The following is a 14,088-nucleotide window of genomic DNA, read 5'->3' as shown; positions in this document are numbered from 1 at the left end:
ACCGATGCAGAATCATGGACGGCGTAGCTGGGCAGCGAGGTAGGCCGTCAGTGGAGGATGCCCGGGCAGGATGTGCGGACCAGAATCTGATACCCGTTTCGTGGGTGGAACTCGAAGACGTATCGAACGCGCTGCTCTTCCTGGCATCGGACGAGGCGCGATACATCACCGGCGCCGCATTGCCCGTCGACGCGGGATCGATGCAGAAATGAAGAAATGAAATTGGACCCGAGGCCGTTTCGGAACGCGACAGCGACCGTCCGGCAACATGTTAGGAGTGAACATCCCATGACCGAGGATGCGAAGACGAACGAAGTGATCGACGGCTTGGCCGACTTTTTCGCCACGTCGTACCGAACACCGGTATTCCGACGTCCCGATGAGGTGGGACTCGCCTACGAGGACGTCTACTTCCCGTCACTGGACGGTGTTCCGCTCGAGGGCTGGTTCATCGCAGCCGACTCCGACCGCCTGGTGATCTGCAACCACTTCATGCCGGGAAATCGTTACGGCTACCCCGGACACCTGGAGCCCTGGAAGAGCTTCGGCGGATTCGAGGTCAGCTTCCTGCCCCAGTACAAGGCTTTGCACGACGCCGGGTACAACGTACTTGCGTACGATCTGCGCAATCACGGACTGAGCGGCTCGGGCAACGGTGGGACCGTCGGGATCGGTCTGCTGGAATATCGCGACGTCATAGGCTCGCTGCGATATGCCAAGTCTCGGGAAGACACCGCGAAGATGAAGACGTCGCTACTCAGCGTGTGTCTCGGATGCGACTCCACGATTGTCGCGATCGACAAGCACCCCGAGGAGTTCGGTCACGTCAAGTCGCTGATCGCGCTGCAGCCGGTATCTGCTCGGCCGTTCATCGAGCGGGCGTCCGAGGACGCCGGAATCGAAGACGGGCCGAACCTGTTCGACGCGGCGATCCACAAGCGGACAGGGTTTCATATCGACGAACTGTCGCCGATCGAGCACGCCAAATCCGTGCAACTACCCACTCTCGTGGTGCAGGTGCACGACGACTCGCTGACGAAGCCGTCGGACGTGCAGACGATCTACGACAACATCGCTGCCGAGGACAAGAAACTCTTCTGGATCGAGGGAACGACGGAACGGTTCCGCGGATACAACTACTTCGGCGAACATCCGGACCTCATGCTGGAATGGTTCGACTCGCACATCGATTAGTCGTCACCGAGTTGCGGTGAGTGTCTCGAGGAATGCTCGCCCCGCCGGCGACAATCGGGCGTCGTCGTAGATCACGCCGTACTCCACGGTGATCGGTGGATCGAGCGGTGAGATCCGCGCCCCGCCGCCCGCGGCCCGCTCGGCGAGGGTGCGCTCGAGGAACGACATGCCGACACCCTCGACCACGAACGAGCCCACCGCTTCCCGCTGCTCGACGACGGCGGAGATGACGGTGCGGCTCCCGGACGCCTGCAGGGCCTTCTCGATGACCGTACGCGACGACGACTCCTTGGGCAGACCCACCACGGGCAGGTCAGGAAGGTCGTTCAGCGGGAACGGATTCCGCCAGGTGACGTCGGCATCCGGCGGAACGGCCAGCCAGTATTCGTGGCGACCGACTGCCCGTGTCGTCAATCCGGGTGCGACGACCGGGAAATGGCTGAAAACGATCTCGCAGTGCCCGTCCCGGATGAGGGATGTGACGACGTCGGACGTACGCAGGTCGGCGATGCGCACGATCACGCCGGGATTCTGTTTGCGAAACGCGCCGATGAGCTCGGTGACCTGGCCTTCCGCGACCTGCGCGGACGCGCAGATGTCGAGACGTCCGCGCGGCAGCCCGGAGATGTCGACGAACGAGCCCTCGGCGGCCACGAGGTCTCGCACGATCTGCCGGGCCGGTCCGACGAATGCCTTGCCTGCGGCGCTGAGCACCAGGCCGCGTCCCACGCGATGGAACAGTTCGACACCGAGATCGCGCTCGAGATTGCGCAGCCCCTTCGACAACGACGGCTTGGTGACGCCCAGGGCCTCGGCCGCGAGCGCAAGGCCGTCGTTGTCGACGGTGGCAAGAAAGTACTCGACGTGACGCGACTCCACCAGTGCAGACTACTGCGTACGAGTCGTCGATCCGCCGGACGTCAGATGTGACGTCCGCCGGTGACTTCGAGAACGGTGCCCGTCATGTAGCTGGACAGATCGGACGCGAGGAACAGTGCGACGTTCGCGATCTCCTCCGGCTCGGCACCGCGGCCCATCGGGACCTCCTTGAGCTTCGCCTCGATGATGTCGGCGCGCAGGGCGCGGATCATGTCGGTGTTCACCACGCCGGGCTGGATCGCGTTGACCCGGACCCCGAGGTGGGCGACCTCCTTCGCGGCCGCCTTGGTCAGGCCCACCATGCCGGCCTTCGCGGCGCTGTAGTTCGTCTGCCCGACCATGCCGACCTTGCCCGAGATCGACGAGATGTTCACGATCGAACCCTTGCCGGCCTCCCGCATCGCGATCGACGCGATCTGGGTGCCCAGCCACGCGCCCTGCAAGTGCACGTCGATGACGGAGCGGAAATCGGCGAGCGACATCTTGCGCAGCGTCGCGTCGCGTGTGATGCCGGCGTTGTTGACCCACACGTCCATCGAGCCGAACGCGTCGAGCGCCGTCTTTCCCAGGTTCTGCATCTGATCCGGATCGGTCACGTCACAGGCGACGGCGACGGCCTGGAAGCCGTCGGCCTCCAGCTTTCCGGCGGCGGCCTTGACGTTCTCGGCGTGCATGTCGCCGAGGACGACCGACGCGCCCTCACTCGCGAACTTCCGGGCCATCTCGAAACCGATGCCCTGGGCCGCGCCCGTGACGACGGCGACCCGTCCCTCGAGAAGTGTCATTGATTCTTCCTTCCTCAGTTGTACGAACGCAGCAGCCCGCGGCTGATGATCTGCTTCTGAATGTCGCTGGTGCCCTCGCCGATGAGGAGGAACGGTGCCTCCCGCATGAGGCGTTCGATCTCGTATTCCTTGGAATAGCCGTAGCCGCCGTGGATCCGGAAGCTGTCCTGCGTCACCTCCGAGCAGAACTCGCTCGCGAGGTACTTGGCCATCCCGGCCGCGACGTCGTTGCGTTCCCCGGAGTCCTTGAGCCGCGCCGCATTCACCATCATCAGGTGTGCTGCCTCGACCTTGGTCGCCATCTCCGCGATCCGGAAGGCGATCGCCTGGTGTTCGGCGATCGGCGAACCGAACGTCTCCCGAGTCTTCGCATATTTCACGCCGAGTTCGAATGCGCGCTGTGCGATCCCGCACGCGCGGGCGGCGACGTTGACGCGGCCGACCTCGACGCCGTCCATCATCTGCCGAAAGCCGCGGCCCGGGTCGCCGCCGAGGATCGTGTCCGCCGCGGCCTGGTAACCGCTGAACACCATCTCGGTGGTGTCGATGCCCTTGTAGCCCATCTTGTCGATCTTCCCGGGGATCGTGAGCCCGGGAAGCACCTCGCCGAACCCGGCGGGCTTCTCGATCAGGAACGCGGTGAGGTTGTCGTGGGGCTTCGCCGCACCCTCCTCGGTGCGGACCAGCACCGCCACCAGCGTCGACGACCCGCCGTTGGTCAGCCACATCTTCTGGCCGTCGATCACGTAGTTGCCGTCCGCTGCCCGGGCCGCCTTGGTCCGGATGGCGGCGACGTCGGAACCCAGTTCGGGCTCGGACATCGAGAACGCGCCGCGCAGTTCACCCGTCGCCATGCGCGGCAGGTAGTGGGCCTTCTGTTCGGGTGTGCCGTGATTCGCGATCATGTGCGCCACGATGAAATGGGTGTTGATCACCCCGGACACGCTCATCCATCCCCGCGCGATCTCCTCGACGCACAGTGCGTAGGTGAGGAGGGATTCCCCGATGCCGCCGTACTCCTCGGGGATGGTGAGCCCGAACAGGCCCATCTCCTTCATCTGCTCGACGATGGCCGTCGGGTACGTGTCGGAATGTTCGAGCTCCTGCGCCTGCGGAATGATCGCCTTGTCCACGAACTCACGTACCGCCGAGACGATCTCGCCCTGGGTATCCGTGAGCCCGGCGGTCTGCGCCAGTCGTGTCATCGTTCCACCTGTCCCGTATTCATCATTTCTCCGTACTCTGCTCGGCGTGCACGTCGTTCAGACGGTCGCGCAACGCGGACCGCAGGACCGCACCCCGTGGGGACAGGGGCAACTCGTCGACGAAGACCACCTCGCGCACCTTCTTGTACGGCGGCACCGTGGCCGCCACGAACTCGATCAGTTCCTCGGCGGTGATGTGCGCCGTGGTTTCTGCCACCACGAATGCGACGGGCATCTCCCCGACCCCGGGAACGGAGCGGCCGACTACCACGACGTCGAGAATGCCTCGTCGTGACAGCAACAGCTGTTCCAATTCGTGCGGATCGACGGTGTAGCCCTTGTAGAGGAGTGCGTCCTCGGGTCTGCCAACCATGTCGAATATCGAGTTCCATCTCGCCGGGAAATTTCATTGTTCGTGAATATGCCCGGACAATTCCTCCGGACACTGACACCTATTGAAGTGCCTCGGACCGCCGTGGTCAAAGACGCTGTAGGAAACCGACAGTTTCCCTCTTCCTATGGGTCGTAAATGCCGTCTGCGCTGCGCGTTCTCGTTCGTGGCACTTGCTTGACAGCGAGGCCGGGTTGCTGGATATTCACCTTCATGGCTGAACGCGAAGTGAGTGACGAAGACTTCAAGGACATTCTCGCGCAGACGAGAACCTTTATTCAGAAGGAAGTAATTCCCAGGGAAAATGAAATCGCGGAAAAGGACCTGATTCCGGACGACATTCGCCGCAAGGCGGCGGAGATGGGTCTGTTCGGGTACGCCATCCCGCAGCAGTGGGGCGGGCTCGGACTCGACCTCACGCAGGACGTGGAACTGGCCATGGAGTTCGGGTACACGAGCCTGGCGTTGCGGTCGATGTTCGGCACCAACAACGGGATCGCGGGCCAGGTGCTGGTGAATTTCGGTACGGACGAACAGAAGTCGGAATGGCTCGAGCGCATCGCGTCCGGTGACGTGGTCGCGTCGTTCGCGCTGACCGAGCCGGAGGCCGGGTCGAACCCGGCGGGCCTGACCACCCGCGCCGTCCTGAAGGACGGCAAGTGGACGATCAACGGCACCAAGCGGTTCATCACCAACGCGCCGTTGGCCGATCTGTTCGTGGTCTTCGCCCGCACCCGTCCCGCCGACGAGACCGGCACCGGCATCGCGGTGTTCCTCGTCCCCGCCGACACCGCCGGTGTCGTGGTCGGGCCGAAGGACAAGAAGATGGGCCAGGAGGGTGCCTGGACCGCGGAGGTCGCGTTCGACGACGTCAGCGTCCCTGAAACCGCCCTGGTCGGCGGCAGTGAGGAGGCCGGCTACCGCGCCGCCATGACGTCGCTCGCCCGGGGTCGCGTGCACATCGCCGCCCTCGCCGTCGGTAGCGCTCAGCGTGCGCTCGACGAGTCCGTCGCCTTCGCGGCGGTCACGAAGCAGGGCGGCACCCCGATCGGTGACTTCCAGTTGGTGCAGGCCATGCTCGCCGACCAGCAGGTGGGCGTGTCCGCGGGCCGCGCGCTGGTGCGGGACGCGGCGCAGAAGTATGTCAGCGGTGAGGATCGTCGTATCTCTCCGTCCGTGGCGAAGCTGTACTGCACGGAGATGGCCGGCAAGGTCGCCGACCTCGCGGTGCAGGTACACGGCGGCACCGGTTACATGAGAGACGTTCCGGTGGAACGGATCTACCGTGAGGTCCGGTTGCTGCGCCTGTACGAGGGCACCAGCGAGATTCAGCGCCTGATCATCGGCGGCGGCCTCGTCCGCGAAGCGAAGAAAGCGCTCTGAGCCCATGTTCGACGCAGTGATCTGTGAACCTGTCCGCACCCCCGTCGGGGGATTCGGCGGTATGTACCGCGATATCCCCGTCACCACCCTCGCCTCGACGGTGTTGAAAGGCCTGATCGAGCGGACGTCGCTCACGTCCGACGACATCGACGATGTCATCTTCGGTCAGGGCTACGCGAACGGCGAGGCTGCGGCCATCGGCCGGATCGCTGCGCTCGACGCCGGACTCGACGTCACCGTGCCCGGCATCCAGCTCGACCGCCGCTGCGGCTCCGGGCTGCAGGCGGTGATCTACGCGGCCATGCAGGTGCAGACCGGGATGAGCGACCTGGTGATCGCGGGCGGTGCCGAGTCGATGAGCCAGACCGAGTTCTACAGCACCGGAATGCGCTGGGGCGTCAAGGGTGCGTCGGTGGAATTCCACGACCGCTTGGCCAAGCCCCGCACCAACTCCGGTGGCGTCAACTTCCCCGTCGAGGGCGGCATGATCGAAACCGCGGAGAACCTCCGACGCGAGTACTCGATCAGCCGCGAGGAGCAGGACGCGTACGCCGCGGAGTCCCACGCGCGTGCGATCCGCGCCCAGGACGGCGGCCTGTTCGACGCCGAGACGGTCCCGGTGACGGTGCCGGGTAAGCGCGGTAAGTCCGACGTCGTCGTCACCACCGACGAGCACCCGCGCCGTGATGTCACGGCGGAGTCGTTGTCGGCGTTGCGTCCCATCCGGTCGCGCGTCGACCCGGAGGCGACCGTGACCGCGGGCAACGCGTGCGGCCAGAACGACGCGGCTGCCGCCGCGATCGTGACCACCCCCGAGAACGCGGAACGTCTGGGCCTGCGCCCGTTCGCCCGGCTCGTGAGCTGGGGCGTCGCCGGAGTGGAGCCGAACCGGATGGGCATCGGTCCGGTGCCGGCCGTCGACAAGGCCCTCACCCGGGCGAAGCTCACCCTCGACGACATCGATCTCCTCGAGATCAACGAGGCGTTCGCAGCGCAGGTGCTGGCGTGCGCTCGGGAGTGGAAGTTCGACGAGTCCGACATGCGAGACCGGTTCAACGTCAACGGATCCGGAATATCCCTCGGTCACCCCGTCGGCGCCACCGGCGGTCGCATCCTGGCCAATCTGCTCCGTGAACTGGACCGGCGCCAGGCCCGCTACGGCATCGAGACGATGTGCATCGGCGGTGGGCAGGGCATCGCGGCCGTGTTCGAGAACGTCAACCTCTAACCGTTTACCCTTCCGCCCGGTACCGGGCCGACCCGAAAAGAGTGTCATGCGCGTATTCCAGGGAATCGACGACGTCGAATCCGCAGTCGGCGAACATCTCGGCCACAGCGACTGGCTCGAGATCACGCAGGAACGCGTGAACGTGTTCGCCGATGCCACCGGCGACCACCAGTGGATCCACGTCGATCCCGAGCGTGCCGCCCAGGGCCCGTTCGGCGCCCCCATCGCCCACGGCTACCTCACACTGTCACTGCTGCCGAAGCTCGGCGCCGACCTCATGCGCGTCGACGGCGTGAAGCTGGTGATCAACTACGGTCTCAACAAGGTTCGCTTCCCCCAGCCGGTGAAGGTCGGGGCGAAGGTGCGGGCCGGTGGCGAGATCGTGTCGTTCGAGCACACGAAGCAGGGCGCGCAAGTGGTCGTCAAATTCACCATCGAGATCGAGGGTGCGGACAAGCCGGCGTGCGTCGCCGAAACCGTCCGCGTCCTGGTTCCCTGAGACACAAGGAAAGAACACATGCGAAGAGCAGCACTGGTCGCCCCGGTCCGCACCGCGGTCGGCCGTTTCGGCGGAGCACTGCGCGACGTCCCGGCAGAGACGTTGGCCGCCACCGTGATCAAGGAGACCGTGGCGCGGTCCGGCATCGACCCGATCCTCATCGAAGACGTCGTGATGGGCCAGTCGTACGCCAACTCCGAGGCCCCGTGCATCGGACGGTGGGCGGCCCTCGAGGCGGGACTGCCGATCCGCGTCGCCGGACTGCAGACCGACCGTCGCTGCGGCACGGGCCTGCAGGCCCTGGTGACCGCGTCGATGATGGTGCAGACCGGTGCAGCCGACGTCGTGCTCGCCGGCGGCGTCGAATCGATGAGCAACATCGAGCACTACACCACCGGTGCCCGCTGGGGCACCCGCGCCGGTTCGCTGAACCTGTACGACCGCCTCGACCGCGGGCGGGAACGCTCCCAGCCGGAATGGCGGTTCGGGAAGATCAGCGGAATGATCGAGACCGCCGAGAACGTCGCGACACGATGCGGAATCGGCCGTGAGGAGTCGGACACGTTCGCCGCCGAAAGCCACGCCAAGGCCCACGCCGCTTGGGAGGCAGGAAAGTTCGACGACGAGGTTATCGAGGTCAAGATCACCGACCGGAAGGGCAACGTCACCGTCGTAGCGCGGGACGAGGGTATCCGTCCGGAAACCACGCCCGAGACCCTGGCGCGCCTGCGGAGTGCTCTCAAAGACGGTGTCGTCACCGCGGGCAACGCGAGTCAGCAGAACGACGCCGCGTCGTCGATGCTCGTCGTCGCCGAGGATCAACTCGACGAACTCGGGCTCGAGCCGATGGGGTTCCTCACCGGGTGGTCCGCCGCCGGGTGTGAGCCGGCGCTGATGGGGCTCGGACCGGTCGCGGCCACGTCCAAGCTGTTCAGCAGGACGGGTGCGAGCTTCGACGACTTCACGCTGATCGAGCTGAACGAGGCATTCGCGTGCCAGGTGCTCGGCGTCCTGAAGGAATGGGGATTCGAGGACCGGGACCGCCTGAACGTCAACGGGTCCGGGATCTCGCTCGGACATCCCATCGGCGCGACCGGCGCCCGAATGACGACCACCGCGCTGCATGAATTGCGGCGACGCGGCGGCGGCAAGGCGCTTCTCACGATGTGCATCGGTGGCGGGCAGGGAATGGCCGCCATCGTCGAGGGTGCGTAGGGCGTGTCTCCCGATCCCCATTTCGGCGCTCCTGGCGCCCAATCGCCAGGTGCATCCGATAGGGATCGGGAAACACGCCCTATAGCCGACTGATACGCGCGTCCGCCGGCTCCGACACCGGGGTCGGCGGACGCGACATCACGTGATTGACGAGGAGCGCGACGAAGACGACCGCGCACCCGATGGCACCCACGGCGAGAGCGAGCCTGATTCCGTTTTCGGTGGGAAGTAGGTCCGGTGCCAGGTTGGCGGCGAGCACCGCACCTGCGAGGGCGCTGCCGAACGAGCCGCCGACGGTACGCAGTACCTGGTTGAAGCTCACTGCGCTGCCGAGTTCGGTGTCGGCGACGCTGCGGGCGATCAGGGCCGGCATCGCCGCGTACGTCATGCCCATCCCGGCCCCGAATCCCAACATCCCGATCAGGATTTCCCACAGCGCGTTGTGGGCGACCCAGAGGAGCATGCTCGAGGCCGTCACGAGGCCTGCACCGACGAGCAGCAGAGTCCTCATGCGGATCCGGTGCGAGACCGCGCGGACGAGTCGATTCGCGCCGAAACTCGCCACCGACAGGGGAAGCATCACGAATCCGGCCCAGAACAGGGGCAGCGCGATCCCGTATCCGGTCGAGGCGGGCGCCTGGGCGATGAGGCTGCCGATCGAGAGTCCGATGTACATCGCGGCGCCGAGGCCGATCGCGGTGCTGTTCGCGACCAGCACGTCACCGTTGCGCAGTACCCGCAGGTTGATCAGCGGGTAGGGGGTGCGCAGTTCGACGATGGACCACGCCGTCAGCAGTGTCGTCGCCCCGGCGAAGAATCCGAGGGTCCACGGCGAGCCCCAGCCCCACCGGGAGCCTTCGCTGACGGCGACGAGGAGGGACGCGAGTCCGGTACCCACCAGCAGGGCGCCCGGTACGTCAAGGGTGTTGCGTGGTGCCTGCTCGTCGGGGCCTGCGGGAACGACACGCCACACGACGAGGATGGTGGTGATCAGGAACAGCGCCGCGAACCAGAAGGCGAAACGGAACCCGAGCAGATCGGCGAGGATGCCGGTCAGGGGGTATCCGAGTCCCAGGCCTGTCGTCACCGTCACCGACAGGCTGGAGATGCCGAGCCGGGCCTGGTTCTCGGGGAGATAGCGGCGGGCCAGAGCGATCGTCACCGGAACGATTCCGTAGGTGAGTCCCTGCAACGCGCGTCCGATCAGGAAGACGGTGAAGTTGGGAGCGGCGGCCGCGACGATCGAACCGACGAGGATCGTGGTCAGGGAGAACAGGAGCAGGCGCTTCTTGTGGGGGCCGTCGCTCAGCCGGCCCATGATCGGTGTTGCGACCGCGCCGACCAGGAGGTTGACAGTGAGCATCCATTGGCCGGTGCTCACCTCGACGTGCATGTCGTGGGAGATCGTGGGCACCAGGAGCATGCCGAGTGAACTGACGATCGCGGTCGTCAGGGCGGCATACGCCAGGGCCGGCAGTAATCGGGGACGCGTGGTGGAATCAGTCGACTGGGGCATCGTCCACCAACTTGCGCAGAATCGGGACGACGGAGTCGAGAGTCTTCTTCTCCTCGTCCGTCAACCGTTCCGCGATGGCGTGTTCCAGCCAGTCCAGGCCTTGCGACCGCTCCTGCGCCAGCCTCTCCCGACCGGCATCGGTGAGTTCGATCCAGATTCGGCGTCGATCCTGCTCGTCGGGTGTGCGCACAACCAGGCCGAGACTCTCGAGTTCGCGCACCGCATTGGCGATTGCCTGTGGGCTGATCTTCTCGGCAGCCGCGAGTGTCGAGGCAGACGTTTGTCCGTGCTTCGACAGGTAGGCGAGCACGCCGATCTTGCCGACCGAGATCGACCTGCCTGCGGTGAGCTGTCGCCAGATCGGGCGCAGTGCTTCCCGCAGGACCTGCGCGGTGGCCTGTTCGGTGATCATGAGCAAAGCGTACAACCAAATTGATCAATTTGATTGACTAAATGGGGAGGCTCACACCGGCAGCGGCCAGGATCGCCCGCACCGATCACCGTCAGCGATATCCTCAGAAGGACGCCATCGAGAGGTGAGTCCACGGTTGTATCCGCGCTGGTCGTGCCGTCGGAGCCAGGGCGCGGGATCGATGAGCCGACGGGGTGAGTAGACCGTCCGATGGGTGAAGGTGATCCGCTCGACACTCAGCGGTACCCGCCGCCGCCCCCAGCCGCCGAACTCGGTGGAGCTGGTTTCGCTGATGTTCAGGAGATCGGCCGCGGCGGTTTCGGCGTCGTCTACCGCTGCACCCAGGCGGACCTGGATCGCACGGTCGCGGTGAAGGTGCTCACCGTCGAACTCGACGACGAGAACAAGGCCCGATTCTTCCGGGAACAGCGGGCGATGGGGCGGCTGACCGGGCACCCGAACATCGTCAACATTCTGCAGGTCGGTGCCACCGACGGCGGCCGTCCCTACATCGTGATGCCGTATCACCCGCAGGATTCGCTGGAGGCCCGGGTCCGCGAGGACGGTCCGCTCGCCTTGGATCAGGTGCTTCGGGTGGGGGTGAAGATGGCCGGTNNGCGAACATCCTGCTCACCGATTACGGCGAGCCGGAGTTGGCCGATTTCGGTATCGCGCACATCTCCGGTGGTTTCGAGACGGCCACCGGTGCGGTGACCGGGTCGCCGGCATATACCGCGCCGGAGGTGCTCGGGGGTGATCCGCCGAGTCCGGCGGCCGATGTCTACGGTCTCGGTGCCACGTTGTTCAGTGCGTTGACCGGTCATGCCGCGTTCGAGCGTCGCAGCGGTGAGCAGGTGGTCGCGCAGTTTCTGCGGATCACCACGCAGGCGGTGCCGGATCTGCGTGAGCACGGGATCCCGGAGGATGTGTCCGCGGTGATCGCCCGGGCGATGTCCCGCGAGTCCGGTGCGCGTCCGGCCACTGCCGCCGACTTCGGGGAACAGCTGCGAGGTCTGCAACGCGACCACGGCTTCCCGGTCGACGAGATGGCACTTCGTGCGGAGGCCGATGCGCAGGGGGACGGGGAGCATCCGACGTCGCGCGGCGGGCGAGGATCGCCGGCGCCCTCCACAGGGGGCGCGACGGGAAGTCTTCCCTTGGAGCTGACGAGTTTCGTCGGCCGTCGGCACGAGTTGACCGAGGCGAAGAATCTGCTGGCCGGGTCGCGGCTGGTGACGTTGACCGGGATCGGGGGTGTCGGCAAGACGCGGCTGGCGATGCGGGTCGCGTCTGCTGTGCAGCGCGAGTACGCCGACAGTGTTCGCCTGGTCGAGTTGGGTGAACTGCGCGACGGGTCGTCGCTGGTCGATGCAGTGGCCTCCGCCGTCGGGGTGCGGGACCATTCGGCACGGCCGTTGCGTGAGGTCCTTCTCGAGCACCTGGCGGTACAGGAAATGCTGTTGGTTCTCGACAATTGTGAGCAGGTGGTGGATGCCGTCGCCGAGCTCGCCGCCCACCTGCTGCGGGTGAGTCCGCGGTTGCGGATGCTGGCCACCAGCCGTGAACCCCTCGGCATCGGCGGGGAGGCAGTGCTGCGGGTCCCCCCGCTGGCCGTCCCGGATCCCGACCGGAAGCCCTCGCTGCGGGGTTTGCCGAAATACGATGCGGTGACGTTGTTCGTCGAACGCGCCGCTGCCGCGGTTCCGGGTTTCGCGGTCACCGACGACAATGCGGTGGCGGTGGCGGGGATATGCCGTCGTCTCGACGGGTTGCCGTTGCCGATCGAGTTGGCGGCGGCGCGGTTGCGGGCGATGTCGCCGGAGCAGATCCTGGGGCGGCTGACCGACCGCTATACCCTGCTGACCCGGGGCAGCCGGGGTGCGCCGACGCGGCAACAGACCCTGCGGTTGTGCATCGACTGGAGTTTCGAGTTGTGCACCGCCGGATGCCGCCGAGCAGGTCTGTGGCGAGGGCCTCGACCCGGACGAACTGTTGGACACGCTGACCTCGTTGGTGGAGAAGTCGATCCTGATCCGGGAGGAGCACGGGTCGGTGGTGCGGTTCCGGATGCTCGAAACCCTCCGCGAATACGGCTACGAGAAGCTCGAGCAGACCGGTGAGGCTGTGGCGTTGCGTCGACGGCACCGGGACTGGTACGAGGCATTGGCGCTCGATGCGGAGGCCGAGTGGATCAGCGCCCGCCAACTCGACTGGATCGCCCGGCTGAAACGGGAACACGCGAATCTGCGAGAGGCCCTCGAGTTCAGCGTCGACGACGACCCCGCCGCCGGCCTACGCATCGCCGTGGCACTGTTCCTGTTCTGGAGCTCCCAGGGCCTCTACAGCGAGGGGCGACGGTGGTACGAACAACTGCTCGTCCGCCAGAGCGGCCCGCCCACCCTGGATTCGATCAAGGCGCTCTACAGCCACAGCGTAATGGCTTTCGCTCAAGGCGACCTTCAGGCCGCGACAGCGCTCGTCGAGGAGGCGCGGACTCTCACCGCCGACACGAGGGATCCCCTCCTGCGCGCCTACGTCGACTGCGCCGACGGCATGCTGGCCCTCTACAGCGGTGATCTCGCGCGAGCGTGCTCGCAACTGGACATCGCGCTCGCCGAGTTCACCGAACGCGGAGATCAACTGCTCCAAGTAGCCATCCTGTACCCGTTAGGTCTGGCCTATGGACTGTCCGGCCGGACGGACCAGGCGATCGAGTGCCACGAACGTGCGCTCGCGATCACGGAAGCGCACGGTGAGACGATGTACCGATCGCATTCGCTGTGGGCCTTGGGAATTGCTGTGTGGAAGCAGGGTGATGCAAGTCGTTCGGTGCAGCTTATCGAACAATCACTGAAACTGACCAAGCAGGTGCGCAGCCCCCGCGTCGCTGCAGCCTGCCTCGAAGCGCTCGCCTGGATCAGCTTCGAACGTCGCGAGGCACTCCGGGCCGCAGTTCTGATGGGAGCCGCGGACGGGCTGGCGCGGTCGATCAGCAGTACGGCGGTCATACATACCAATCTGATTCTCTACCAAGAAGAATATGCACAGAAGGCCCGGCAGGAGCTCGGGGACAAAGCATTCGGCGCGGCCCACCGCAAGGGCGAACAACTCGGCTTCGACGCGGCGATCGCCTACGCCCTCCACGAGCAACAGGCCGACACCTCCACACCCGCCACCGCCGCGTCGACGCGACTGACCAAGCGGGAACGCCAAGTCGCCGACCTGATCGCCGAAGGCCTGACCAATCAGGCCATCGCCGACCGACTGGTGATCTCACCCCGCACCGCACAAGGACATGTGGAGCACATCCTGGCCAAACTGGGCTTCACCTCCCGGACCCAGGTCGCGGCCTGGGTCGTGGAGCGGGCACACGATTAGGCC

11 protein-coding genes and 2 pseudogenes are annotated in these 14,088 nt (G+C 65.9%); 7 read left to right on the top strand and 6 right to left on the bottom strand.

Annotated features, from left to right (window positions below):
* Nucleotides 1–44: 44 nt before the first annotated feature.
* Together AZG88_RS49910 and AZG88_RS16415 are read left to right on the top strand one after the other, a co-directional pair.
* Nucleotides 45–212 (top strand): annotated as a pseudogene (locus AZG88_RS49910) (SDR family oxidoreductase); the annotation flags it as partial.
* Between the two features lie 76 nt (nucleotides 213–288).
* Nucleotides 289–1,194, top strand: a complete 906-nt coding sequence (locus AZG88_RS16415; RefSeq protein ID WP_061698283.1) for an alpha/beta hydrolase — start codon at nucleotides 289–291, stop codon at nucleotides 1,192–1,194.
* 3 nt (nucleotides 1,195–1,197) lie between these two features.
* Here AZG88_RS16415 and AZG88_RS16410 read toward each other — a convergent pair whose 3' ends face one another.
* Genes AZG88_RS16410 through AZG88_RS16395 form a run of 4 tightly spaced genes read right to left on the bottom strand, consistent with a single transcriptional unit; the run spans nucleotide 1,198 to nucleotide 4,436 of the window.
* Nucleotides 1,198–2,073 (bottom strand): LysR family transcriptional regulator, encoded by an 876-nt coding sequence (locus tag AZG88_RS16410; RefSeq protein ID WP_061045693.1) that lies wholly within the window; start codon nucleotides 2,071–2,073, stop codon nucleotides 1,198–1,200.
* 41 nt (nucleotides 2,074–2,114) lie between these two features.
* A complete protein-coding gene (gene fabG / locus AZG88_RS16405) occupies nucleotides 2,115–2,858 on the bottom strand; it encodes a 3-oxoacyl-ACP reductase FabG (protein WP_005250385.1) in 744 nt (247 codons plus the stop codon).
* Nucleotides 2,859–2,872: 14 nt separating this feature from the next.
* The gene (locus AZG88_RS16400; RefSeq protein ID WP_005568547.1) at nucleotides 2,873–4,063 is read right to left on the bottom strand and encodes an acyl-CoA dehydrogenase family protein; all 1,191 of its coding nucleotides are present in this window, start codon (nucleotides 4,061–4,063) and stop codon (nucleotides 2,873–2,875) included.
* A 22-nt stretch (nucleotides 4,064–4,085) separates the two neighbouring features.
* The gene (locus AZG88_RS16395; RefSeq protein ID WP_005250389.1) at nucleotides 4,086–4,436 is read right to left on the bottom strand and encodes an AMP-binding enzyme; all 351 of its coding nucleotides are present in this window, start codon (nucleotides 4,434–4,436) and stop codon (nucleotides 4,086–4,088) included.
* Nucleotides 4,437–4,667: 231 nt separating this feature from the next.
* Between AZG88_RS16395 and AZG88_RS16390 the strand changes: the two genes are divergently transcribed.
* From AZG88_RS16390 to AZG88_RS16375, 4 genes are read left to right on the top strand one after another with little or no spacing between them, the layout of a single operon-like run.
* Nucleotides 4,668–5,837, top strand: coding sequence for an acyl-CoA dehydrogenase family protein (locus AZG88_RS16390; protein WP_025433422.1), 1,170 nt, complete (start codon nucleotides 4,668–4,670; stop codon nucleotides 5,835–5,837).
* A gap of 4 nt (nucleotides 5,838–5,841) precedes the next feature.
* Nucleotides 5,842–7,065: an acetyl-CoA C-acetyltransferase gene (locus AZG88_RS16385; protein ID WP_061045694.1), complete on the top strand. Its 1,224-nt coding sequence runs from the start codon at nucleotides 5,842–5,844 to the stop codon at nucleotides 7,063–7,065.
* A 46-nt stretch (nucleotides 7,066–7,111) separates the two neighbouring features.
* The gene (locus AZG88_RS16380) at nucleotides 7,112–7,564 is read left to right on the top strand and encodes a MaoC family dehydratase (RefSeq protein WP_061045695.1); all 453 of its coding nucleotides are present in this window, start codon (nucleotides 7,112–7,114) and stop codon (nucleotides 7,562–7,564) included.
* 18 nt (nucleotides 7,565–7,582) lie between these two features.
* A complete protein-coding gene (locus AZG88_RS16375) occupies nucleotides 7,583–8,779 on the top strand; it encodes an acetyl-CoA C-acetyltransferase (RefSeq protein WP_061045696.1) in 1,197 nt (398 codons plus the stop codon).
* A gap of 79 nt (nucleotides 8,780–8,858) precedes the next feature.
* On the opposite strand, the gene AZG88_RS16370 is transcribed toward AZG88_RS16375, so the two are convergent.
* Together AZG88_RS16370 and AZG88_RS16365 are read right to left on the bottom strand one after the other, a co-directional pair.
* Nucleotides 8,859–10,295, bottom strand: coding sequence for an MFS transporter (locus tag AZG88_RS16370; protein ID WP_061045697.1), 1,437 nt, complete (start codon nucleotides 10,293–10,295; stop codon nucleotides 8,859–8,861).
* Complete coding sequence (locus AZG88_RS16365; RefSeq protein ID WP_005250400.1) at nucleotides 10,279–10,707, bottom strand: MarR family winged helix-turn-helix transcriptional regulator; 429 nt, start codon at nucleotides 10,705–10,707, stop codon at nucleotides 10,279–10,281. The genes AZG88_RS16370 and AZG88_RS16365 overlap by 17 nt, the downstream gene beginning before the upstream one ends.
* A 210-nt stretch (nucleotides 10,708–10,917) precedes the next feature.
* Between AZG88_RS16365 and AZG88_RS55010 the strand changes: the two are divergent.
* Nucleotides 10,918–14,085, top strand: a pseudogene (locus tag AZG88_RS55010) (protein kinase domain-containing protein).
* The last annotated feature ends 3 nt before the right edge of the window (nucleotides 14,086–14,088 follow it).

Origin of the sequence: Rhodococcus sp. LB1 (assembly GCF_001583455.1) — a bacterium.
Taxonomy (GTDB): domain Bacteria; phylum Actinomycetota; class Actinomycetes; order Mycobacteriales; family Mycobacteriaceae; genus Rhodococcus_F; species Rhodococcus_F opacus.
This window is presented reverse-complemented; position numbering and strand designations above follow the sequence as displayed.

Excerpts from the sequence above, each read along its gene's own strand:
- AZG88_RS16415 (WP_061698283.1), top strand. The coding sequence starts at position 289 with ATGACCGAGGATGCGAAGACGAACGAAGTGATCGACGGCTTGGCCGAC.
- fabG (WP_005250385.1), bottom strand. The coding sequence starts at position 2,858 with ATGACACTTCTCGAGGGACGGGTCGCCGTCGTCACGGGCGCGGCCCAG.
- AZG88_RS16400 (WP_005568547.1), bottom strand. The coding sequence starts at position 4,063 with ATGACACGACTGGCGCAGACCGCCGGGCTCACGGATACCCAGGGCGAG.
- AZG88_RS16395 (WP_005250389.1), bottom strand. The coding sequence starts at position 4,436 with ATGGTTGGCAGACCCGAGGACGCACTCCTCTACAAGGGCTACACCGTC.
- AZG88_RS16390 (WP_025433422.1), top strand. The coding sequence starts at position 4,668 with ATGGCTGAACGCGAAGTGAGTGACGAAGACTTCAAGGACATTCTCGCG.
- AZG88_RS16385 (WP_061045694.1), top strand. The coding sequence starts at position 5,842 with ATGTTCGACGCAGTGATCTGTGAACCTGTCCGCACCCCCGTCGGGGGA.
- AZG88_RS16380 (WP_061045695.1), top strand. The coding sequence starts at position 7,112 with ATGCGCGTATTCCAGGGAATCGACGACGTCGAATCCGCAGTCGGCGAA.
- AZG88_RS16375 (WP_061045696.1), top strand. The coding sequence starts at position 7,583 with ATGCGAAGAGCAGCACTGGTCGCCCCGGTCCGCACCGCGGTCGGCCGT.
- AZG88_RS16370 (WP_061045697.1), bottom strand. The coding sequence starts at position 10,295 with ATGCCCCAGTCGACTGATTCCACCACGCGTCCCCGATTACTGCCGGCC.
- AZG88_RS16365 (WP_005250400.1), bottom strand. The coding sequence starts at position 10,707 with ATGATCACCGAACAGGCCACCGCGCAGGTCCTGCGGGAAGCACTGCGC.